Source organism: Fuerstiella marisgermanici (genome assembly GCF_001983935.1).
GTDB lineage: Bacteria > Planctomycetota > Planctomycetia > Planctomycetales > Planctomycetaceae > Fuerstiella > Fuerstiella marisgermanici.
The window spans coordinates 3,026,250-3,050,779 of record NZ_CP017641.1; the positions used below are offsets into that span (position 1 = coordinate 3,026,250).

General features: G+C 56.7%; 15 protein-coding genes. 3 read left to right on the top strand and 12 right to left on the bottom strand.

Going from position 1 to position 24,530, the window contains the following annotated elements; translation table 11 throughout:
* Positions 1–321: 321 nt before the first annotated feature.
* Together Fuma_RS11440 and Fuma_RS11445 are read left to right on the top strand one after the other, a co-directional pair.
* The gene (locus Fuma_RS11440; RefSeq protein ID WP_077024262.1) at positions 322–3,930 is read left to right on the top strand and encodes a patatin-like phospholipase family protein; all 3,609 of its coding nucleotides are present in this window, start codon (positions 322–324) and stop codon (positions 3,928–3,930) included.
* A 12-nt stretch (positions 3,931–3,942) separates the two neighbouring features.
* On the top strand, positions 3,943–4,170 hold the full coding sequence (locus tag Fuma_RS11445; protein WP_077024263.1) for a hypothetical protein: 228 nt from the start codon (positions 3,943–3,945) through the stop codon (positions 4,168–4,170).
* A gap of 2 nt (positions 4,171–4,172) precedes the next feature.
* Here Fuma_RS11445 and Fuma_RS11450 read toward each other — a convergent pair whose 3' ends face one another.
* A complete protein-coding gene (locus Fuma_RS11450) occupies positions 4,173–7,487 on the bottom strand; it encodes a hypothetical protein (protein WP_077024264.1) in 3,315 nt (1,104 codons plus the stop codon).
* A gap of 240 nt (positions 7,488–7,727) precedes the next feature.
* Here Fuma_RS11450 and Fuma_RS11455 point away from each other — a divergent pair, with 240 nt between their 5' ends.
* Complete coding sequence (locus Fuma_RS11455; RefSeq protein WP_077024265.1) at positions 7,728–8,519, top strand: DUF4349 domain-containing protein; 792 nt, start codon at positions 7,728–7,730, stop codon at positions 8,517–8,519.
* A 15-nt stretch (positions 8,520–8,534) separates the two neighbouring features.
* On the opposite strand, the gene Fuma_RS11460 is transcribed toward Fuma_RS11455, so the two are convergent.
* From Fuma_RS11460 to Fuma_RS11510, 11 genes are all read right to left on the bottom strand, one after another.
* Positions 8,535–9,545, bottom strand: a complete 1,011-nt coding sequence (locus Fuma_RS11460) for an ABC transporter substrate-binding protein (RefSeq protein WP_077024266.1) — start codon at positions 9,543–9,545, stop codon at positions 8,535–8,537.
* Positions 9,546–9,826: 281 nt separating this feature from the next.
* Positions 9,827–10,810 (bottom strand): ABC transporter ATP-binding protein, encoded by a 984-nt coding sequence (locus tag Fuma_RS11465; RefSeq protein WP_077024267.1) that lies wholly within the window; start codon positions 10,808–10,810, stop codon positions 9,827–9,829.
* Between the two features lie 3 nt (positions 10,811–10,813).
* Positions 10,814–11,848: an ABC transporter ATP-binding protein gene (locus Fuma_RS11470; protein ID WP_077024268.1), complete on the bottom strand. Its 1,035-nt coding sequence runs from the start codon at positions 11,846–11,848 to the stop codon at positions 10,814–10,816.
* 3 nt (positions 11,849–11,851) lie between these two features.
* Positions 11,852–13,108, bottom strand: a complete 1,257-nt coding sequence (locus Fuma_RS11475; RefSeq protein WP_077024269.1) for an ABC transporter permease — start codon at positions 13,106–13,108, stop codon at positions 11,852–11,854.
* A complete protein-coding gene (locus Fuma_RS11480; RefSeq protein ID WP_077024270.1) occupies positions 13,105–14,121 on the bottom strand; it encodes an ABC transporter permease in 1,017 nt (338 codons plus the stop codon). Before Fuma_RS11480 ends, Fuma_RS11475 begins: the two co-directional genes overlap by 4 nt.
* Before the next feature lie 133 nt (positions 14,122–14,254).
* Positions 14,255–16,267, bottom strand: a complete 2,013-nt coding sequence (locus Fuma_RS11485; RefSeq protein WP_077024271.1) for an ABC transporter substrate-binding protein — start codon at positions 16,265–16,267, stop codon at positions 14,255–14,257.
* Between the two features lie 406 nt (positions 16,268–16,673).
* Positions 16,674–20,039 (bottom strand): DUF11 domain-containing protein, encoded by a 3,366-nt coding sequence (locus tag Fuma_RS11490; RefSeq protein ID WP_077024272.1) that lies wholly within the window; start codon positions 20,037–20,039, stop codon positions 16,674–16,676.
* 200 nt (positions 20,040–20,239) lie between these two features.
* Positions 20,240–22,003 (bottom strand): L-lactate permease, encoded by a 1,764-nt coding sequence (locus tag Fuma_RS11495; RefSeq protein ID WP_218922422.1) that lies wholly within the window; start codon positions 22,001–22,003, stop codon positions 20,240–20,242.
* Positions 22,004–22,499: 496 nt separating this feature from the next.
* Entirely contained in the window at positions 22,500–22,970 is a 471-nt protein-coding gene (locus Fuma_RS11500) for a universal stress protein (RefSeq protein ID WP_077024273.1), read from the bottom strand.
* A gap of 360 nt (positions 22,971–23,330) precedes the next feature.
* Positions 23,331–23,747, bottom strand: a complete 417-nt coding sequence (locus Fuma_RS11505; RefSeq protein WP_077024274.1) for a hypothetical protein — start codon at positions 23,745–23,747, stop codon at positions 23,331–23,333.
* Positions 23,748–23,787: 40 nt separating this feature from the next.
* Complete coding sequence (locus Fuma_RS11510) at positions 23,788–24,525, bottom strand: metal ABC transporter ATP-binding protein (RefSeq protein ID WP_077028243.1); 738 nt, start codon at positions 24,523–24,525, stop codon at positions 23,788–23,790.
* Positions 24,526–24,530: the final 5 nt, after the last annotated feature.

Below are 24,530 nucleotides of genomic sequence, written 5' to 3' on the forward strand. Positions count from 1 at the left end.
CACCGGCGGGCGGTTGGCGTGGTAAGCGTGTGAGCAGGATAAACACGCAATCGCCGGCGTTGCTCCCGATGGTCGCTGAGGTGGGTGTGACAGTCATCGCCGCTGCTATGGGACAATGCGAACCGGCGCTCGTTGCTATGCACGCCATGAGCTGGGGCGATTCTTAATCGGCGCAGTCCGCGCGCACTGCTTGCGACGCGAGAGGTGCGTTTTCAAGTCCTACTTTACTTCGGGTCGGTTCGCATTATGCTGAACAGGTCACCCTGCCCCTGCGGGTCGTGATTAAACACACACTATAGACCTTGAGATTGAGCGTGACGTATGGCGGACGCGAACACAAACGGGGACTCAGTCAAGGAGGGAACGGCGGATGACGAACTGCAGGTTCGTTTCGATAAGGTGCTTCGGAAAGAACGCGAAGCGATTCGGCGGCGGCGTGAATCGTTTCTGCCGCCGGAAGACGGGCTGCCACAAAACCTGACGGGACTCGTGTTTTCCGGCGGTGGCATTCGTAGCGCAACGTTCAATCTGGGAATTCTGCAAGCGCTGGCCGCATTCGATTCGCAACATGAGGCACCAGACAAGGATGCGGACGATGCATCAAACGCCGTTGATCGTCCGGCGACGACCGCGCCTGATTCCAACGACGATAAACAGCCCGGTCACCGCGAGACCGGTATTCTGCAGGCGTTCGACTACCTGTCGACTGTTTCCGGCGGTGGCTACATTGGAAGCTGGTTGTCGTCGTGGATCTACCACGAATCCGTCTGTACGGAACAGAAGTCCGACAAGAACAAGCCGGGTTCAACTAAGCCGCCATGTCTGTCGGCGTTGGTGAGTGTTCAACGCAAGCTCGCTCGTTCTGTGACTCGCAACCGTCGAGCGGATTCGGGCAATCAGATTGAACCGCAACAGGTGGCTCACCTGCGACAGTTCAGCAACTACCTGTCGCCTCAAGTGGGTCTGTTTTCATGCGATACATGGACACTGCTGTCGATCTATCTCCGCAATTTTCTGCTGAACCTGTTGCCGCTGGTGTTGCTCGCGTTTTCAGGACTCATCGGCGTACTGCTGATGGTCAAGATATTCGGCGCTTCCTTTAGCGAAAAAGTCGACTTTTGGGCGACGCCCTCACTTTTTCCGGGCATGACGCTGGCCCGTGTGTACGCGGTGCTTCTGACAATGCTGGGCTGGCTGACTTTCGCGCGCTGCCTTGCTGCCGTGAAACGAGCTCCCCGATCGTGGAGTACATTTTCGCCTGCGTTCTGGAAACTACTCTGGGTAATTCGTAACCCTGTTCGGGCAGCGAAAGGTGAAGAGCCGTCGGACGAACCGAAATTGGGCGACACGGCTTACACAATTCGAAGCATGACAGCGACAGTTGTCTGTTGTTCACTAACAGCCGTCTGCGCCGTTCCGTTCCTGGCGATGCACGATCGGCTGGAAAGGTTTGGAAGATGGATCTGCAGCGTATCTGGCCTGCAGACCTGGGCGGACGGGGGTACTGATGGGATTCTGAAATCTGTGGGAGAATTCGCCACCAGGGAACCGGCACTGATCGCATTGATGTCGTACGCGGCAATGCTGCATGCGGGGCCGGCTCTGTTTACCTTTTTTCACAAGGGACCAGACCCGAAGAAATCGTGGAGCCTCGGCCAGCGAATATGGAGTACCGGGGCGTCAGTCGCGTTCGGCACGATTTCCGGAGCTGTGGGTGGGCTTGTACTGTGGTTGTGCGTTGTCAGCCCCGACTGGAACGCGGCGGAAGAACCGGATCTCTACGTTGTCCTTGGCCCTCCGATCGTTTTGATGACGTTCTTTCTGGGCGTTGTTTGTGAGGTTGGATTTTCTTCGCGCAGTTCGTCCGTGCACGAACGTGAATGGTGGGCTCGCTTTGGCAGTTGGATGCTGATCATTGGATGCACCTGGCTGTTCGTTACGAGCGTCGCCGCGTATTCCGGCGCCGTGATCGACTGGCTGACTCCCAAGCTGCACGCAGCGGTGGCAACAGGAGCCATCAGTCTTTCGGCGGTGGGAGCGTGGCTGGGACAGCGATCCAACACCAGGAACAGTGGCACAGGACCGGTTAGCAATTTGGTTGTCCGGCTTGCTCCGGGGCTGTTTGTGGTCGGGCTGGTGATGTGCCTGTCATGGGTCGTCCGAACGAATGTATTGCAGGTCGCCAGTGAAAAGGAAGTACCGCTGCAGTACACGGAGCCGGTTCCCAAGTATGCACCGCGCAGCACAAAGACGACTCTCAGCATAGCGAAAGACGGTTCTGCGTCGTCTGTCCGAAGCGCTGAAACAACGGAAGCAACCAGTCGTTATCCGCGCGTCTATCGGTTGGGCGTAGAACGGATTCGTCACGCGATTCAACACGCTTACTCCAGCACGTTGTGGCTGTGCTTGATCGTGCCGGCGGCCGTGGCGTTGGTGCTCTCCACGCGATTCGACATTAATCAACATTCCCTCAATCGCGGCTACGCGAATCGACTGATCCGCTGCTATCTGGGGGCGACCAACCCCAACCGACGCCCTCAGGCAACCACGGGCTTCGATCCGGAAGACGACTTTCCGGTGGCGTCACTGTCCCCACTTCCGCCGGGAGTCCGAATTGAACCTGAAGAACCTGACCTGCTGGAACGTCTTTACCGAGGGCTCGTGATCGGCCTGCCGCTTGCCTACAACGTCGCGACAGAAAACATCACACAGAAGCCAACGGAACAGGACTCAGCAGACGACAAGCCGCCTCGTTTCTACGACGGGCCTTTGCATCTGATTAACACCGCACTGAATGTGTTTTCCAGCCACGACTTAAGTCGTCAGGAACGGCGTGCAGAATCGTTTGTGATTTCTCCATTGTACACCGGCTACGTACTGGCTGGGGAAACACAACAAACGCCGTCGGCTCCACAAAAGAGCGACACTCTTCCCGAGCAGACGGCCGAAACATTTGAAGAACCGCCGTTGGAATATTTCGTTCCGACGGCGGGTTACGCAGACGATATCAAACTTGGTTCGGCGTTCGCCATTTCAGGAGCGGCCGCCAGTCCAAACATGGGATATCACACCATGCCATCGCTGGCGGCGCTGATGACCTTGTTCAACGTTCGAACAGGTTGGTGGCTGCCGAACACCAATCAAACAGACCGAGTTGCTTTGCACAGTTCCGGTCCGTGGTACGGATTACGATACGTGGCACGCGAACTCTTCAGCCGTACCACGCGACGTTCCAAATACATCTACACCAGCGATGGCGGACACTTCGAAAACCTTGGCGCGTACGAACTGATTCGGCGGCGCTGTCGGTTTATCATCGTGACAGACGCGACCGCCGACCCATTGTATCAGGGCTACGACTTTGCAGGTCTGGTTCGCAAGTGCCGGATTGACTTCGGTGTTGAAATTGAAATTTCGACGCACGGCATCGAACCGGACGGCATCGCTACGATGCGGGCCGGGAAGCAGCGAGTCACACTTGATGATCGCATCTCCGGCTGCAACTATGCTCTGGGCATCATTCGCTATCCGCCATCGGAAGTGACAGACGAAGAGGCGGCGGAACCATCGTTGAATTCGGACGGGCTATTGATTTACATCAAATCATCGATGGCCGAAGCTGACGCAAAAGACCAACCCGATTTGCGCGAGTACGCTCTTCTGAATCCTTCGTTTCCGCATGAACCGACGCTGGATCAGTTTTTCAGCGAATCTCAGTTCGAAAGTTATCGCCTGCTGGGCGATCGAGTGATGACTCGCGTACTAAAGGACTTGTTCCAGCCGCCAGACGACGACGATGCGGATGACGCCCCACGAGCTAATCAACCGGAGGCCGAATCTGCACGCGACGCGGATGTGGCGACGGGCGAGCGTCAAATCGACACTGGACAGCCCCAGACCAAAGGCGAACCACTGGCGCTCGCGCTCTAGAATCTTGTCGACATGAAACGCAGCTACAGTGCTCAGGACATGTCGTCGGTCACATCGCTGCCATCCGGCTGGATTGACGCCCGTCCCGGCGGCGGGCCACCGGAACCAACGGTGCATTCTGTCAGCAATGTGGAATCCGTACGACGAGACGTTAAGTTAAAGAAGATCGAGCAGCGGCGCGAAGAACTGCAGATACTAGTTGACAAGTTCACCGCCCACTGCCGTCGCTACACGCGGTGATCTTATGGCTTCTGCACTTCCAACCTGATGTTCAGGTAAAGGTCATTGGCCACGGGTACCGACGCCAGGTTGCCCATCTTCAACTCTGCCCGAATGCGGACCTCATAGTCACGCGATACTTTTGCGTTACCGGCGTCTTCCGCGTTGATCCACCCGATAGATTCTTTCATCAAATCCTTTTGCAGTTTCACAAACCCGACTTCGGAAAGCTCATACGCTCTGGCCGCTTCGTTCCAGGTTAGCGTCAGGCCTTCCACATTGGAGCCTGTTGGCTCCTGTACCTTTGTCGTGAGGCCCAGATCTTGGGACGTCAGGACAAGTGTCAATGTGGCGCTGGCGGGCTGAGGGAACTCACCATCGGGCACGGCCACGCCGATCGTGAATGGTCGTGGCATGAAGGCCGTTGCTTGGGCCGGATCCAGTTCCGTGTCGTTACTGCCGGATTTCAAACCGACACGATACCCAACTTGTAAGTTCTCCCGCGTCCACAGAAATGCAGAAGAACTTGCGCTGTCCGTGACAACGGGAATTTCCAGCGGTTGCGATACGCCATACGGAGTCGCCACATGCACGTTCACCACGTGTTCGGGCTGCTCGCAGCGTTCTTTCCGGTTGCATTGAAAGCTATCAACCACCGCGACGCCGGCCGGGATCGTCACCTGCATCACCTGTCGGCTGATGAGTGAAAAATGGAGTTGCCGGTTGCCAGCGAGAACTCGCGTATCGTGGACACTAAAATTATTGCCCACCAGATACAGGATGGTTTCCCGTGCCGGGTCGACGCCCGGCATGCCATAAAAGTCCAGCAGTTCTGGCGCAAGATCAGTGATGCCGGAGGAGAACATTTCAAACCCGCCCAACGTGTTCTCATTGGGAACTCGCGCATGAACCGTTTGCAGCGGCAGCTTCTTCGCCAGCTGATCGGCGCGACGCATCAGGCGCTGGACTTCGCCGTCTCGGTAGCATGCTGCTTCCGCTGCGATACTACATGTCGCATTCTCCATCAGACGAATTTTGTGACTCAGGTACATATTGTCCTGAATACTGGTCCGCGTGTCAGACGGATCTCGCAACGCATGCTTGCCCAGCGGAAAGTAAGATCCGCGCGCGTCGAAGGTGACGTGAGTGATAAACGACGGCATCAGCACCATCGCAGTGCATTCACGCATGCCGGGTTCGATTTCCCACGATCGCCGCAGGTCGTCTTTGTCCGGACCGCCCCGCAGAAGTTCTCGAAAAATGGTTGTGCTGGTGCTGGAAAACGGAGGTGTCTGAACTCGCGGATAAAATCGCCAACCGAAAACGTCTTTGCCATGACCGAAAGCCGCCGCTGTACGGTTTAAGGCGATGGTTTCCATATCCATTTCGATACGACGAACGTAGCGAGTCATATTTTGAGCGCTCATGCGTCCCTGAGCGAACGCCAGCGCCATGGCCAGTTGCATCTCACGACGCATGCTGAACGAATCGGCAACGTTCTGATCCTGAGCGATCGGGTCAAGCGCGAAGACATGGATCGGCCAGCGGCACCGCACGTAATCGGCGAACACCTGACGTGCTTGTGGATCGGGATTCGGAGCACAGAACAGCATCTCGCCGGAATTCACGCACTGACAGTTTGGGTCGGAACTGACGTGCCGAATGTCTTCGTTGAGGCGTTCATTCAGCAAAGCCGCTTCCACCACCACGGCCCAGGCCAGCGATGTGGTCACTGACGGCACATACATTTCGACTGACGCGTCTGGCGACGTGTGAACTTTCAAAACGCGAGCGAACTCGTTGGTGATTCGGACGCGATCATCAAACAGCGACCGAATGTTCTCATGAGTCATATTGCGAATTCGAGCGGGCAGACTTTGACCGGAATATTCATCCGCCAGCATCATCCCTGGATCCGACATCATCAATGCAGCAGACGAGCCCGGCGTGACCGCCAGATCAAATGCTGCCTGTAGTTCTTCCTGAAGATAGCTGCGTACATCGGCCAGGTGAATGATCTGTCCCGGCGCGCTGCGTTGCCTCAGGTCGTAGGCGAGACTCACCAGTTCGTGAACCCCAAAGGTAAACGGAATCTGTGACGACGACAGAGGTTCGCGCGCTCGCCGCGTGACTGAACCGACTCCGGTTTGCAGCAACTGCGGCGCGACCGAATAGATTTCTCGCCCCAGCGTACTGATCGCCTGCTGCAGCCGTGCCGGGTTGCTCTGAACGCTGCTCAACGCCTGCGATTCGACTGCCCGGATGTTGGGCGGCGTGAAAGGCAGGCCTGCCGCCATTTCGCGAGCGTCCTGAGCGCGAGTGAGCTCTTCCTGTTGACCTCGGTTCACTGCGTATCCGTTGGCGATACCATGTTCGCCATAGTACAGCCGCACCAACGCTCCGTCTTCGCCTTCCAGAAATCTGCTGAGTACCACATTCGACTGTCCCTGAGACGTCAGCGGTATTTCCAATTGCGGCAGTTCTTCGGCCATTTTGCGGACCACTGGGCTAAGCAGATCCAGCAGATCGTTGATCACCAGTTGCCGAAACGTGACCGGCAGCAGTTCTTCTGTCACATGCGGCGTGGCTGTGATGGTGACTTCGGCACCGTGATTGCGCCGTGTCTTCGATCCCGGCATGATCGACACCGGGATGCGCACAAGATTCATCGAATAGCCAGGCGAATCCGACGTGTCATCGCCCTCATTCATGCGGCGAATTTCGTGCAGATGATTTAGGTAGCGGGCCTTCTGGTCGAGAAGGATTTCAGGTTCGATACTGATGCCCTTAGCTTTGACCTTGAAGTCGCCATCCAATAGGCCGTGCGTTGGCGTCACGTAAAGCACCTGGTTTGTTGGCTTTGTAATTTCACCGCCTGGCCTCGTTTGTTGCGGCAGACCGTCGACAAGATTACTGGCCTGATTCACGTTGAGATTCGGCACGTTGGTCGGGTTGCCGTCGCTGAGATCAACTCCCGAACCGACGGCGCTAATAGCCAGGGCATTCGCGAGAAATGCCTGGTCAGTTCGGCTGATGGCGGCGTTGATGCGAAATTCGAACTGATCGAGTTCCTTCGCCATTTCGCGTTCGAATTCTTCGCGGTGGCGAGTCAGCCGTGCTTCGCCCCAGATGTCGGGAGCTTTCACTGCGACTGTGCCGTCCGCATTTAGCTTCTTTTCGATATCATCCAGCGTTTTTGCGAGCTGAATGACGGCCGAGTCTGTTGCTGGCCTGCGGCGGAAAAATCGCGAGAAATCGAAGGCATCAGCCGCGAAACTGACAGCGGGAGAAATGATAAGCGTGAGACTAAGCGCGACGCAGCAAATAGATCTGAACATCCGTGGCCCCTGTATTTCCTTTGATCGTTTTCGCCGTTCCTCAACAGATTTGACTGCCGTTTCCCGTAGCCTGGTTGTAGTCTGTCCTCATCACTATCGGCGTTTAAAAGGTCGCCTGAGGGGGTAATCACCACCGTTACATCGGGATTGTTCGACATAACCGGTGCTGACCGTCGAAGTCCCATCCGGTTTGCGTAACGCCATCAACCCGCAAAGTTTGACACTCATTAAGCGTGCCGCATGCTTCATGTCCCCAAAATTCAGCAGTGCCTGGTTGCCACAATCGTGCTTGTTTCCAGTGCCATCGTTCCCCAAAACGCGTTCGCCAGAGTCGATCAGCCAGCCTCGGCATCAGAAGATGACCACGACACCGACGACAATGATTCCGCAAGCAGTCATGGGGCAGCAGCGGCTCAGAACGCGAACACCGGTTCCAGCGTAGATGCTGAAGCCAAGGTCGAAAAACTATCGTGCGATCCGATCGATCTGCACATTAAAAATGCATCGACTGCGTTAGAAACGCTGCCGGTGTTGATCGACGCGGTGCGGACGCAGATCGCGGTATGCCCCGGACAAGTCGGCGGCGAGTGTTGTGACAATGCCGTTCGACGGGCGGTTCTTGAGGCTCGTCTGAGGAGCATGGAACGGTTACAGAGTCGTCTGTGCCAGATCGGGCAGCGTGCGGGGCGAGTGGAATTGCAAATTAGAAATGCGTTGCGGGCTGTGCCGCTGGATGCGTATGTCACGACGAGTGAGCAACAGCGTTTGGATGCCACGCTACGCAAACTCAGACGCCTTCGCGATCAATTGCATGCTGCTACCGTCGCAGAAATTGTTGCGTACCATCGCCGGTTAGTCCGCGCTGAGGAATCGGCGATGCCGTCGGCTGCAATCTCCGACGCCGCTGAGCTGCAGTCGGAAACAGTCCTCACTCCGATGCCGATCGACAAACCAACTACGACGGAAAATGCTGAAGCTCCGTCCAGGGCAGAAGCTGCGAAGGAACACGACCTGACGATCCCAAAACCATAGCTGACATCGCTCAGGCTATGGTGTGTCCATCTCTGGCGGCGGCAGAAAGCCGGTGTTGAAGCAGGCGGCCGGGTCGACGCTGTCGGCGTCGATTTCTTCCAGTTCTTCGATTTGTTGCACAAGAGTCGTCCAGCGTTCGAGCGTCATGTTGCACAGCGGTGCGCCTTCCGCTGGCTGGCACAATGGCTGCATCGATTCCGCTCCGAAAGCCAGTGCGGCGAGACTCATGTCTTCATTGGCTTTGTTGATGGCCGCATTGATTGGTTCAGGGTCCGTGAGATACGACTGCCATCCGCGTACTGAAGCCGACACGACGGTACTCACAAGCGTCGGCTTCTGCTTGATCACGTCTTCCGTCGTGACCAGCAGACTCGAATACGGATTGAAGCCAATGTCCGACAGCATCAACACCTGAGGATCGCCGCCGTTGTCTTTGGCCAGAAACGGTTCGCTAAAAACGTAGCCCTGTTGAGCGAAGTCCTTCTTTTGCAGGAATTCGCCCACCTGACCACTGTACGGCACCATTGTGACGTTGGTCAGCGGCAGCTTCTTCTTCATCCACAGTGCAAACGGGCGACTGTCGCTGATGGCGAGTTCAACGTCTTTGATGTCTTGCAGAGTTTCAAAGCCGGCCGATTCGTGGACCATGATGCAGCGTGGCGACTGTTGCAGCGGAGCCGCCACGGCCACGACGGGTACGCCTTTGGCTCGCGCGAGAACCACCAGATCTGCATTCGAGATCGCAAATTCAATTCGCCCGGCAGCGAGTTCCTGAATGACAAGGTTGGGAGCTCCCGGACCGCCCTGCCGAATATTGACGTTCAGCCCGGCTTCCTTGAAGTAGCCCAACTGGTCGGCGGCCACGTACCCGGCGTGCTCCGCTTCCGCGTACCAGTTCAAAGCGAGATCCACTTTGGTGAGGCCCGCCTCGCCAGCAGACTGATCGGACGAACCGCCTTCCCCTGCACAGCCAGCGATTAGCAAAGCTGCCATGGTTAGCATGAGTGAACTTTGAATTCGTATCATGGACGATTCTCTCCTAACAAGGGCCCGGCCCTTGACCCGTTTGGCGTGGGAAGCTGTTTGACATGGGAGATCGTACCGCCGAAACGCTCCCGTAAAGAAGCGCGCAGCGCGCGGATCTGACAGAGTTAGACTCTCATGCACAGGCAACAAAAAGAGATTTCAAATTGTAAAAATGCGATTGGCCCGGTAGGGCCGAAGCACGTAGCCGTTGGTGTCCGCCAACGGAACGGGAAGCGGGAGCTTCGGAACGAGGAAAAACTTCTCACGCCAGATCTCAAACATCAACTTGCCGCAGGCTGCGGGTCTGTCACCGGCCAGCAGGCCACCAGATGCCCGTCGCCGACGTCCTTTAACGGCGGGCGATCAGTGTGGCAGCGGTCTTCGACGTATTCGCATCGCGTCACAAACGGACAACCTGGCGGTGGATCTCGTGGGCTGGGGACTTCGCCTTCCAGAATATGCAGTTCGGTGCGATCGTCCGGATCGTTAATCGGATTCGACTTCAGCAGGGCCTGAGTGTACGGGTGCTTTGCGTCGCGGTACACATCGTCGCACACGATCCGTTCCACCACCGTGCCCAGATACATCACGATCATCCGGTCACAGAAGTGTTCGACGACTTTTAGATCGTGGCTGATGAACATCATCGTCAGCCCAAACTGTTCGCGAAGATCCATCAACAGGTTCAGAATCTGAGCCTGCACCGAAACGTCCAGCGCCGAGACGGGTTCGTCTGCGATGATGAATTCCGGCTTGACCGCAAGAGCTCGAGCAATATTCAAGCGCTGTCGCTGGCCGCCGGAAAATTCGTGCGGGTAGCGACTCTTGGCGTCTTTGCGAAGCTGAACGGTATCCAGAAGTTCCTCAACATACTTTTCCGTGTCTGCCTTCGGCACGATGTTGTGAAAGCGGATCACTTCGCTAAGCATTTGACCGGCGGTCATGCGTGGGTTCAGCGACGAATAGGGATCCTGAAAGATGAATTGCATTCTGCGGCGCAGCGGCATCAACCCGGAATGCGGCAACGTGGTGACGTCGACACCATCAAAGAAAACGTCGCCGGCCGTTGGTTCCAGCAGACGGATCATGGTCTTGCCAAGAGTCGATTTGCCGCAACCGGATTCTCCGATCACGCCCAGCGTTTCGCCTTTTTCAATCTTCAGACTCACATCGCTGACCGCCTGCACGGCCGCGATTTTCTGGTTGAACAGACCACCGTGAATGGGGAAGTGCTTCGTTAAATTTTGGACGTTGATGAATGACATGGGTTACGCTCCTTCATTCACCGGAAAGTGACAACGCACGCAGCGGTCTTTTGTAAACCAATCGACCTCCGGCATGATTTGAACGCATTTGTCCTGCCTACCGGCACAACGTTCGGCAAAGCGACACGCTTCGGGCATCTCAAACAGCCCCGGCACCAGACCGCTGATCGTGGGCAGTCGCTTTCCCTTCTGCTTGCTTCCCGATCGCGGAATCGATTCCAATAGCGCTTTTGTGTACGGGTGAGCGGGGTCGTGAAACAGATCGTGAACCGGAGCGGTTTCGACCACCTGACCGGCGTACATCACGACGACTCGATCGCACGTTTGAGCCACCACGCCGAGATCGTGCGTGATCAGCAGAATCGCCGTGCCCGTACGTTCTCGCAGGTCGCTCATCAGCTTCAAAATTTGAGCCTGAATAGTCACGTCCAGCGCCGTTGTGGGTTCGTCGGCAATCAGAACTTCCGGTTCGCAAGCCAGAGCGATCGCGATTAAAACTCGCTGCCGCATACCGCCGGAAAGCTGGTGAGGGTATTCGTCGTAACGGCGTTCTGCGTTGGGCATGTCGACCATCTTTAGCATCTCAATGCCACGAACCCGCCGCTGCCTGCGATCCAGCTTTGTGTGCAGCTTCAGCGCCTCGTCGATCTGCCAGCCGATGGTGAAGACGGGATTCAACGCCGTCATCGGTTCCTGAAAAATCATGCCAATCCGATCGCCTCGCACATCGTGCATGTCGCTGCGACTGTACTTCAGCAGGTTTTCGGACCCCAGCATCACTTCGCTGTTTTCGCCGTAGCTGGTGATGTGTTCCGGCAGCAGTCTCATGATGGACTTCGCGGTGACGGACTTGCCGCAGCCGCTCTCGCCGACAATGCCCAGTGCTTCGCCTTTAAACAGGTCGAAGCTGACGTTGCTGACCGCCGTCGCCAGTCCGTTGTCCGTACGAAACGTCGTCGAAAGATTGCGCACAGACAACGCGATTTCCGCGGTTGGCCTGGCGGGAGGTGGTGTTTCCGTGGTGGTGGATGTTTTCATAGTTCACACATGTTTCGGGTCCAGAATATCCTGCATAGCGTCGGACAGAATGTTGAACGCCAGCACCAGCACAAACATAAACGCGGTCGCCACGCCGATCTGCCAGAAGTTACCGTTGACAACTTCGTCCTTCGCCGCGCTGATCATTAGTCCCCAGCTGGTGCCTTCCTGAACGCCAAGGCCCAGGAAGCTGAGAATCACTTCGGATTTGATCGCTCCGATGAACAGCAACGAGAAATTGATAAGCATTAAATGAGTCACGTTGGGCAGCAGATGACGGAACAGAATCCTTGTGCGACTGTAGCCCAGCACCTGAGCCGCCTGAACATATTCCTGTTCTCGCAGCTTCAGCGTTTCGCCGCGGATGATACGGCACGGCCCAATCCAGAACGTGGCACAGAACGCAACGTAGACAGGAATCAACGTTGCATCCAGCCGCGAACCGCCCAGAAGCTTTTCCAGCAGGTTGCCAGTGTTGTCGTTAATCATCTGGTCGATCGTGCCTTCTCGGAAAACATAGACCAGCAGAATCAACAACACGATGTTGGGGATCGAAGCGAAGGTGGAATACAGCCAGGTGATTACAACGTCGACCCAGCCGCCGAAGTAGCCAGCCAACAGCCCCATGATCGCACCAATCAGCACCGACACGAAACCGGTCACCAGCCCCACCAAAATTGCGACGCGAACCGAATAGATGGCTCGCAAAAAGTTCGAACGTCCCAGCCGGTCGGTGCCCAGCGACAGATGCAGCCAGCGTCGCACAGGGCCGACGGTAAGATGCGTCATGCTATCGACTGTTTCTTCCAGTTCTTCGATCTTCTGCGCGGCTGCGACGCCAACGGTTGATGAAGAATTCACTTCCGCATCAAGATCGGGCACTTCCTTCAGTTCTGCCAAAAGAGCATCGCCCTTCGCCAAAGCGGCGCGAAGTTCATCCGTGGATGCGTCGGCCGCCTGTAAGTCGGCGATGGGAAATTCTTTCAACGATTCCTGAGGGTCGCTGCTGCTGAGGGGGATTCTGAGTTTGTTGAGAAACCATTCCGCATTGTCGACTCGTTTTTCAGGCGAACTCACGACGCCAAATCCAGGCTTCGATGGTGCGCCGTATTCATTCGCCGTGTCTTCGATCGTCACCAGCCCCAGCAGCACGCCGACACCGATCAGGACGTAGATTCCAATGATCACCAAAGCGATCAGCGCGGGCTTGTGCTTGACAAATTTCACCCACACGCGGGATTGAGGTGCAGCGCCGCTCATGTCAACCTCACTCGTGGATCAACCATCGCGTACAGCACGTCGGTCAGAAGGTTGGTGACAAGATATGCAGCAGCGAACACGGCCCCGATCGTCTGAACAACCGGAAAATCAGCCTGGTTTACCGCCGTGATTAACGCTCGACCAACACCCGGAATGCGAAAGTACATCTCCAGCAGGAACGAGCCGGTAATCAAAAACGGAATGCTGATGCTAACTCGCGTGATCACCGGAATCATGGCGTTCTTTAATAGGTGCACAAACATGATGCGACGTTCATCGGCCCCTTTGGCTCGTGCCGTCGTGATGTAGTCTCGCTGCGATTCTTCAACCATCACGGCTCGGTAAAATCGAGTGTCATACCCCATCGAAACAATCACGCTGATCATGACCGGCAGCAGGCAATAGTAGGGCCACTTCGAAGTAAGGTACGGCCACAAACCCGCTTGCTGAATAGTTTCGTATCCACTGATGGCGAACGGAGCGAAATCACCGGATCGAATGGCGAAGCCCAGCCAGTACTGGCCGACGATGATGTACACCAGAAAGCTGATACTCATCCCCAGCACGGCTAAAAACACGAGCGACCGGTCCACCATTCGGCCTCGAAACCAAGCTGCTATCAGCGAAATGGATACGGAGATCAGTGTTGTCAGCGTGAGTGCGGGAACGGTTAGTGCGAGCGTCGGACCGATTCCGCCGCCGACGATTTCGCCGACCGAACGCCCTTTTTGCTGCCAGCTTTCTTCACCGAAGTTGAAGATCGACAGCTTGCCAACAAAGCTGGCGTATTGAATCAGGAAGGGTCGATCAAGGCCGACTTCCTGCCGTTTGAGTTCGATTTCTTCCGGGCTGGCGTTCTTGCCCATGAAGGCCGGAACGGGATCTCGCACGCGCAGGATCAGCATCAACAGCATGAGGATGCCCAGGTACACGGGGATGCAATACAACGTTCGTCGAACGATGTAAGTCCACGGTATTGTGCCCGCCACGCGGGTGAAGAAATTATTGGACATGAATGTTGAAGTCAGGTGATATTACGAAAGCGAGGGAGTGGCGATTTTAAGTGTTGAAGCGAGAGTCATCGTCGCGAGTTGATCAATCGCTGACGATGCACGGCAATTTATTTTTTGCTGCCCGACGACACATCTACCGTTCCACATCCACATACTTAAACCAATTCGCGAACGTTTCCACGGGCTTGAAATACTTCATGCGATCGTGGATCACGTAATGTCTTGTGCGAGCCATCGAACCGGCATACGGCGCGTCGTGCAGCAGCATGTCCTGCATGCGAATGTAGATCTCAGTACGTTCCGGCGAAGGTGGCATGCCGACAATTTTTTCGTACAGGCGATCGTACTCGTCGCGCTTGTAGTTGAAGTGATTGCTGCCGGGCGATTCATTCGGACCGTAAAACAATGCCAGATTATTTTCGCCGTCCGGGTAGTCAGATCCCCATGCAAACGAGAAGAACGGGGCCTTGCGGTCGTCGACGGTCTGCATCAGCGTTGGGAAGTCGACAAGGTTCGGCCGAATACGAATTCCAATGGCGCTCAGTTGTCGACTTAGCATTTCGCTTTGTTCGCGATTGTTGCGGCCCTGCGAAACGAAGTAATCAATGATTGGCAAACCCTCACCGTTTGGAAAACCGGCTTCTGCCAGCAGTTTGCGAGCTCGTTCCAAATTCGGGCCGCGGAAACTGGCGTCGGATTCGCCATTTTCCGGATGCCCTTCCAGCAACGGCGGGATCACTCCATCGTAAACCACGTTCAAGCCGTAGTAGAACGTTTCGTTGCGTTCGTCCCAGTCCAGTGCAGAAGAAATCGCCTGGCGGATTTTGGTGGCTTTGTCGCCGAGTCCGCCGAGCAGTTTGTCGTCCATGTTGAAGCCGATGAAAATAAAATCCAGCAGCGGAACTGGTTCGTAGCGAACTCCCTGGTCGCGCCAGTTTGGCTTCAGCACCAGTGACTTCTTGCCATCCACAAATCGTTTACTGAACACCTGCGGCATGTTTTCGTCGGGCACTTGAGCGTAGTCGAAATCGAGTGCTCGATAGTGCAGCCACATGGGCTGGTCCTGTTCGAAAAACGAAATGTAAATCGTGTCCAGAAACGGCAACCGCTTGCCTTTGGCCTTTTCCAGATCGAAGACTTCTTCATCTTCCGGCATGTGTTCTTCGGGGAAGTATTCTTCGCGGTAGTTGGGATTCCTGCGCAGAATCATCTGTAGACCAAACTGCCAGTCGCCCTCGCTAAGCGTGTACGGCCCCGATCCGACCGGACGAATTCCGAAGCGACTACCATAGGCTTCCAAAGCTTCATGAGGAATCACGCCGGTCTGAAACATGGCCAGCACCCACATAAAGCGAGCCGCCGGTTTCTTAAGCGTAACCGTGAAGACTTGATCGTCGATAATGCGAAATCCGGCCACGTCCGCCGTGTAATCGAAATGAGCGTCCGGCTTGCCTTCAATCTTTTTTAGCTGATCATCGCGATATTCGTCGAAGCCGACGATGGAATCCCGCATCAACCACCAGCACTTGCTGCCAATCGTCGAATCAGCCATGCGCCGCCAGGAAAAGAACACATCGCTGGCCACCATTTTGCGGCCCTTGCCTTCCGGAAAACAGTCGGCATCGTGAAAGTAAATGTCGTCGCGCAGAGTGAACTTCCACGTGATCGGATTCGGATCCGGAACCTCCGGCGGTTCGGGAGGCGGCGGATCACCATTTTCGGCGGCCAGCTTTTTCGCCGCTTCCCATTCGGCCAGCTGATTCGCCCGTGCGGCTTCGGCCAGTTCGAAGGCCGTCTTACGAAGGTCGTCCGGCGTTTCGATTTCGACCGGTAATTCCGTCAGTAGCTGCGGTTCAAGTTCATACGGCCGCTTCAAATATTTGTACTGCAACAGCGTGTCGATGATCTGGCTGCAGCAACGATTGTCGTAAACAGTTGAACCCAAGACCGGGTCGAGCGTCTTAGGCCCTTCACTGCGCATCGGAAAGCGGCCGACTTTCTCTTCTGCGGTGCCGTCATTGCCTGCGGCGTCTTTTGGGTCGGGGGCTTCGCCCGTGGCGGACCAACAACCGGTGATCGCGAAGAGCAGGCTCGCCAGCAGGATCAATCTGGTTTGAGCGTGTTGCGTGGTGAAGGCAGCAATCATGGAGACATTTGCGGAAGGAGAGATCTGATTCGGTGGACGAAAGGTAAGCGTGGCCACCGGTTGTTGCAAGCGGGATCGGAAATGGAAGGCGTGAGGTCCAGCGCACGCGGCGACAACTCGCTATCGACTGAGGCATCCGTCAATAGGCAATTGGTGTCGTTCCGCGCCGTGACGGTGAGCATGCGTGCGGGGGGGGGGAAAGCGACAGAATGGCGAGCGCGCAACTTCGCATGCGCAAACGGCTGCGTGACGCGAGTCTCGTCCATGACTTAGGCAGCGGTATGAAACGAACAAGCCAGCCACGTGAGCATTCCTGCCCGTGCCAATGTCACGGACAGAAACGTTCGCTGGTACTTCACCTCGCCGCGCCGCTGCCTTAGGCAATCGACATCCGCTTGGCTGCGTACTACTGTCGCTCTTCGTAGACGGTCACAGATTCCGACACCACCAATGGGCGTTCCATCTGGCCGTACTGCACGCGAGCCGACAGGACTTTGTTACGGATTGGACGTGTTCCCTTCAGCTTGACTTCAAACGTCTTGCGTTCGTTGGCCGCGATGCGGCTGACAAGCTGATAGCTGACTTCGTTGGTCGTTTTGTCGACAAAGCCCTGTACTTCACGATTGCCCGCCGCCAGCACTTCGATTTCGGGCGGCACGTCAATCAACAGTTGCACGTCGGTGGCATCTGCCGTGCCGCGATTGTCGACCGTAATCGTGAAGCCGAAGGTTTGGCCCAGCGCGACCGGGCCATCCAGGCGGCTAATGTCGGCACTGACGTTATGCAGGTCTTCGACCACTGTTGTGGCCTTCTCGCTACTGCCGTGCACGCCCGCGTTTTCGAAGATCTGAACAACGCTTTCGCGATCGCCGGCTTTGGTGGGCATCAGTTCGATTCTTAGAGTCTCGTCCTTACCTGGCCCCAGCCGATTGATTTGCCAGGTGACTTCGCGAGTTTCCGGGTTGTAACGACCGCCCTTGTTGGCGTTCATGAACTTCATGCCGTCCGGCACCGTTTCCACAACCTTAGCGTCGAACGCTTCGATGTTGGTTTCGTTGCTGACCGTGTTTTCATAAACCGCACTGCGGCTGACAAAACGTCGACTCGGCCCGCGGCGGACGATGTTTAGTTGAGCACCGATAATATTGGTTCGCCACGCGGCCTGATCTTTCGCGCCGCCTGCCGCCGTCACTTCCGCTTCAGCTCGAAATTCACCCGGTTCCGACGCGACGACAGTCAGAACAATCTCGCGTTGAGCACCTGGTTGTAGAGACTGGACTTCGTATTCAATGTCGTTGCCGGCCGGATGAGTCAGTCCGCCTTTGGGCGGCAGCATCGTGCGAACGTAAACGTCGCGAGCTTCACCGCTGCCTTCGTTTGTGATGACGTATCGATACGCCACTTCTTCACCCAAACGGACCGCGTCTGGGCCGGCCATCTGCAGCCGCAACTTTGGCGCTGTAATGACGGTGGTGGCTTTGACTCGCGATTTTGAATGGACAGTTGCGACACCGTCCAAAGTTCCTTCGCCCGTTGGGACGACTCGAACAGTAATCTCTTTCGTTTCGCCTGGTTCAACGCGATCAAACGTCCACATCAGTTTCTTAGTGGTCCGATTGATCTTGGCATCGGGGGCAGCTCCCACAACGTCTGCGCCGGCCGTCACATCGTCTTCGACGACAACGTCAAAGGCCGTCGCATCACCTTCGTTGCGAATGTAAATGTTGTAATCCAACGGTGTGCCAACGGTCGCGTTCTTGGGAGCAGTCTTTTCCAGCACCAGGCTTGGCCGCATGACTCCTGAGACTGGACGGATATCGCCGAAGTGACGGTCGCCAGTGGGACGCCGATCGTCTGGAATTGGGTTGCTGGGAATTCGGTTGATCGGCACACGATTGTCATCACCGAACCCGCGATCGTCACCGAAGTTGCGGTCGTTGTTGTTGTAATCATTGTTGTAGGACGGATCGTTGCCGAATTCACGTGGCTGGTCGCGGTAGTCGGAATTGCCGTTTCCGGAGTTGCCGCCGAATTCGCGCGGCGGGTCACTAAAGCCCGGATCGCGTGCAGGAAATTCACGGGCTCCGCCGTTGAATTCGCGGTCACTGTTGAATTCGCGGTCGCCACCAAATTCGCGTCCGCCGTTAGCGGGCGGGTCCATCGGTGGTGGAAAGTCGTCAGCTCGGTTGTCTCGAGGTTCGTAAGGAGCCGGTTCGTACGGAGCCGGTTCGTATGGCGGCGGTTCATTACCGATCGAACTGTTTGGAACAGGAATCGAAAGCGGTGGTGTATCAATGGCTTCCTGCGGCGATCCAAAACCCGGGTCGCTAAGCGGTGGACGGGAATCTACAGGCTCAACATCTTCCGCAAACGGCAGAGGGGTTCCGTCGTCAGGAGTCGCTCGACGACCTGGCGTTCGGCGTGGAGGTGTTGCCGGAGTTTCGTAAGTGCGATCGGGACGCGGATCAGCGAAGTCGGGCTGAGTCGGGCGCGGCGCATCTGGTTCAGACTGGTCGGGAAAAGTTTGTGGATCGGGCAGTGGATTCGGTTCCCGTGGCATCGGCACCGGATCGGGCTCAAATGGCCGTGGTGACAACGGCTGATCTGCCGGTCTTGCGTCTGGAGTTGCGGGATCGAATGGAGCCGGCGTCACTGTGCCAGGATCTTCGTCAAACGGCGTCGTCGAACCGTCAAACGGGTCCGCCAACTGACCACCAGCAGGCTGGACGGGGTTGCCGTCGACAGGCATGCTGTCGCGCGGAGCGTCGCCGAAACCGGGTGGGCTTTCGCCAAATGGAGTCGCAAGCGATTCGTCCGGAGTCGGCTGCAACCGCTGTTCAGGCGAGCCATAGAACTGAGTCGTTTTTTCTTCGCCTGCCGTGCTGCTGGCTGCCGGTGGCTGAGTGTCATCGCCACCGAAGAATTTCATCTGCGCTGCGGAGCCGGCCGCGTTGTCCTGCGGTTGATTCGCGGGCGCGGCGGACGCCTGAAAATTGGCCGGAGCCATGTTCACAGGCGACCCATTGACAGGTGCCCCATTCTCGGGCTGCTGCGAAGCAAACTCAGGATCAGGCGCGGGAGCACTCGGTTCTGCGTCCGTCACAAACGGGCTGTAAGTCGGTTCTTCAGCGGTCGGCGTGCCTTCGCTATTTCCGATCGGTTCCACATCGTCGCGTCGAAATGGACGCAGGTCTTCAGCGTGAGCATGGTCATGCGCGTGATCGTGATCGGCGGGCTGTGGTTGTTGAGGCTGAGTGGCATCATCGGGGACGAACGGCTTGGTTTCGGTGAACGCGACCGTCTGAACGGCTTCTTCACCAGCGGCCTGATAGTTGGCAGCAATTGCTCCGGAAGCCTCCGCAGCAGCAAACGGATTTCCGCCAGCAGCCAACGCAGAAGCTTTGACGCTGGTGTCAACGGGCGCTGCATTCGGCTGAACCATCGCAGGTTCATTGCCGTAAAACGGGCTATTTTCGTCGGCTTGTTCCGTCGCTGCGGGTTCGGACATATCGAATCCGCCCGGCGGCATTTCGGGCGCATCGCTGCTCGTTGCCGCCATCAATCGGTCGAATTCCGAAGGCTGCATCGTCGCGTCAACAGACTTTTGGCCTTCTGGTTCGCCGGTAATGAGTTCGGCGGCCAAAGCCTCTGCGTTCAACGATTCCTGAGCCGCATTTTGACGCGGCAGGCGGTGCTGGACTTCGAGAATGGCCAGACTGCCGATGCCAATGACACCTACAACGGCCACGGTTTTCCAGAATGAACCCTGCATGGGATTCCTTCCCCATCCGATGAATTAAACAGCGACCTGCCCCCCGGGCAGCACAAAACGTCCGTGTTTGCCCTGACGTTTTACCAGATCTCCCCAACTACCGAAAGACGTGTTTCAGCAGTGAATTCGCGGCTCAACGGCATTTCCTGCCGAAAAATCAACACAAAATCTGGTCCCGAACGGCCGTTTCTGCGCGTTCATCAGCGAACAATGATCAAACCGATGATGCCCGCAAATGTGGCGTAATACAGGAACACCGGCAGAGTCCGCCGGATGATTTGGCCTTCGCGTCCGACCAGTCCCGCCACGGCAGACGCCGCCACAACGTTGTGAACGCAGATGGTGTTCCCGGCCGCTCCACCGACCGCCTGCAACGCGACCACCCAAAACGGGTCGACGCCGATTTGCTGGCCAACGCCAAACTGAAACTTCGACAGCATCATGTTGCTGATCGTATTGCTGCCCGCCACGAACGCTCCGAGCCCCCCCGTTAACGGAGCCAGCAGCGGCCATGCCTTGCCTGCGAGTTCCGACATTTGCTGAGCCAGCATCAGTGGCATTTCGGGCAGACCGGCGGCTCCCCCCTTCGTCCCCAGAAAGATTTGCACCATCGGCACGGTAAACACCAGCGCCACGGACGCTCGCGCCGTCGTGCGGAACGAATCGGAGATTGCCGTGCGAAACTGACCGACTGCCATTCGATGCAGAAAAAACGCCGCGACAGACACGATCACGAAAATCGTCCCCGGCAACGCCAGCGGTTTGCTGTCCAGCTTCGCGGGCGTGTCAAACAAATTGGTCACGGACAGAACCACGCTCGGATGTGTCACCCATCCTTTGATTGGTAACTGTGGCAAGCTGAACAGGACAAGCAGAACAGCCAGGATCAGATACGGCGTCCACGCCTGCCGTAGTGACAACTGTGATACTGGTTGCCGAGCGTCCAGTTCCTCGGTCGGATCGCTGGCGTTGAATGCCGTCCAATCGGTGGGCCATGAGTTTCGGTCGGCAAACTGCCACGGCGTTCCCGCCGGAATAAGGAAACCTCGACGAGCCGCCGCGACGGTGATTGTCAGCCCGATCAAGCCGCCGAACAGCGATGGAAACTGAGGCCCCAGAAACATGGCCGTCAACACGGATGGCACCGTCATCGCGAACGCGGCGAATAGAGCGAACTTCCAACAGGCCAGGCCTTCAGAAAATGACTTCGCCGCTCCAAACCCTTTCGTCAGCACCGACACCAGGATCAGCGGAAGAAACGTGCCGACCGTCGCGTGGACCAAAGCCACTCGAATTCCGATCACATGCAAAAGCGCGGAAGCTGATTGATCGGTTTCTGTGATCAGTTTCAGAGACAGCGCCGCTTGTTGAAGGGACGAATCGTCCGGAAAGCCATCGGACAGCCCGAGTCCCCGACTCACGCCCAGCAAAATAGGCGTGCCTAATGCTCCAAACGAAACCGGCGTGCTTTGAATGATGACGCCGGAAACCACGGCCGCCAAAGGAGGAAAGCCCAAAGCGACCAGCAGCGGGACGGCGACGGCGGCCGGAGTTCCAAACCCAGCCGCTCCTTCGATAAACGATCCGAACAGCCACGCCACAATGATGACCTGAATCCGGCGGTCCGGAGACACTTCGTGAAAGCCAGATCGAATTACATTCACCGCACCGCTTTGCTGCAGCGTGTTCAGCAGCAGGATCGCTCCAAAAACGATATACAGCAGGTTGGCGGTCGTTACCAGGCCGCTAAGACCGTAGGCCAACACCTGCCAGCCGGGGACTTTCCAGACAAACAACGCCAACACCACGGCAGTGATCAACGATAACGGCATCGCTCGACTGGCCGGCCACCGCAGCCCCACCAGAAACACGGCCACGACGACGATTGGCAACGACGCCAGCACAGCGTATAGAAAGTCTTCCATCGATTCTTCGCGCGAGAACAGAAAGCGGGAAGACGCCACTGTAAACGTTTCGCCGACGGATGGAACAGACGGGCCGCTTTTTCGAAGCGGCAGTTCTGGTCGGTCAGGCTCCCGCCTGAAAGCCGGGCTTGCATGGCACGTACGCGAGTCTTCCTGATTTATTGCTGCAGGAATTGGATCAATGCTCAATGAGCGTTCCGCAGGTCGCGGGCAAATGTAGCCGTCATCGCTCCGCGTGACGAGCGGCGAAGGGATGAGTTCCGAACAAGTAAAAGACAAAGTCCGGACGAATGGTTTGCGATCGACAGCGTTTTACGTCTCAGTTCCGGACGTCGTGGGGCGACTGTTTGCAGCGGCCCTCTGCGCTGCTCATCACGCGGAGCGATGATGGCTACAATGAGTCGCCCCTGTTCTACTGACGTAGGGCGATTCGCACTGAAAAATGCATCATCAATTGAATCGATATCTCCCGAGACTCGAATCCACATTCTCTCCGAGACGCGGCTACGTCGTGCGGAATTTCTCGCCGTTCGACTTACGGCATCACAAACTGGTGTCCGTCCGGCTTCACGGTCAACACCGGGCACGGCGCTTTGCGAACGATGTTTTCCGCGACACTGCCCATCAGCAAATGCATCAGCCCGGAACGGCCGTGAGTTCCGATCACAATCAGATCGACATTCGTCTCTTTAGCGTATTGAATGATTTCGTAAAACGACGAACCCACTCGCGTGGCGCGGACGACATCGCGACCGTTTTCCCAGTTGTCCGGCGGAAGTTCTCGCAACGACGCCATCGCCGTTTCTTCCATCGCCGTGGCTTGTTCGAGCAACGCTTCGCCGCCGAGTCCCCCTGCTTCGGGAACCAGCATCGCCGCATCCGGGCACACGTGCAGCAGATGCACCTGGCTGTTAAACCGAGCCGCAATCGCACACCCGTAGCTCATTGCTGGCTTGCTGAAGTCACTGAAGTCGGTCGGAATCAGGATCTTGTCGAGATTGATCATGACGGTCTTCCTAACTGAGGTTCACTACGAACGTAATCATCGCTGGCGATGCCTGTCTTTAGATTTTGCGTTACTCAAGGCATCGCTTCAAGCGCCCGGCGTCCTCGGGAACTCGATCCATGAGCTTGCAGGGCAAATGCAGTGCCGTTTCAGGAGTGCTCCGGAAAGCTTTCAACAGCACACTGCGACGCGTGCGAATTCGCACAAGTGTGCCGACGGTGCTCACGTTGACTGTGCAATGAAAGCCTCAACCTGCGGCAGATACCCACCCGCCAGACGGTTCGTTGTCCCGCATGCGAAGTGCCGAGTCGACTCGCGAAGACAATTGTTGCTTTAACAACCATCGCCTTGGAACGGTCGTCACGAGTCGATCCAGCCAACACCGCCGCATGGGCAGGTGAATTTTGAAAGCTCGGGAATCTGAATTGTCCCCATTCCATTGCAAGCGTCGCAGTCGACCGCACCTAGCGGGCGCTGCGGAATCAGGAAGTCGCAACCAGGATATCGCTTTGCCGCTTCCATTAGCGACGTGAGAAAGAGAATACGATCGTCAACCGGCTTCAGCCCTTCATAGTCACCTTCTGAACTCCCCCTAACAACGCGGCCATCGCTGAGTAATCCGGTAGTCTCTGTCCATCCAAGATACATCGGCAGTGCCCGATACTTCTTTACGAATGGTGTATCTCCGTGGAACTTGTTTGGCATGTCACCGGGGAACGAATCGATCAGCTCCTGAATATGTGCTGATTGGTCAGAAGTCAGGTCGATGCTGTACACGATGAAATCCTACTGGTGGATCGTTGCCCCAGCCTCGTCGCTACTCGGTTTCCACCTGTCGCTGAACAGCTTCGGCCATGCGGTCCAGAATTGTGAGCCGTCCGCCATACGTCGCCTGCAGATTGGCGTCGGTCATCGTGGTTTCCACAGGCCCGGACGCCACCACGCGGACATTTAGCAGGACCACTTCGTCGAAGTATTCCGACACGCTGCGCAGGTCGTGATGGACGACAACAATCGTGCGGCCTTCGTCGCTAAGTGACTTCAGCAATTCGAACACGATTCGTTCTGTGGCCGCGTCCACTCCCGCCATCGGTTCGTCCATGAAGTACAGTTCTGCTTCCTGAGCCAAAGCGCGAGCGAGGAAGACTCGCTGCTGCTGACCGCCCGAAAGCTGACCGATCTGACGCTTGGCGAAATCCTGCATGCCGACGCGTTCGAGACACTGCATCGTCAGTTCGCGCTGCTTGCGACCGGGACGACGGAACCAACCCAGCGATCCGAAGGTGCCCATCAACACGGTTTCGAAAACGCTGATCGGAAAGTCCCAGTCGACGCTGCCTCGTTGAGGTACATAGCCGATGCGGTGGCGTTCGCGGTTGATTGAATTGCCCCACGCGGTGACATCGCCGCCAACCATCGGCACCAGCCCCATGACCGCTCGAATCATGGTACTCTTGCCCGCCCCATTCGGGCCGACAATCGCAATCAGTCCCGGATCCCGCAGCGTGAGGTCGATGTTCCACAACACAGGACGGCGATTGTAAGCCACCGTCATGTCGT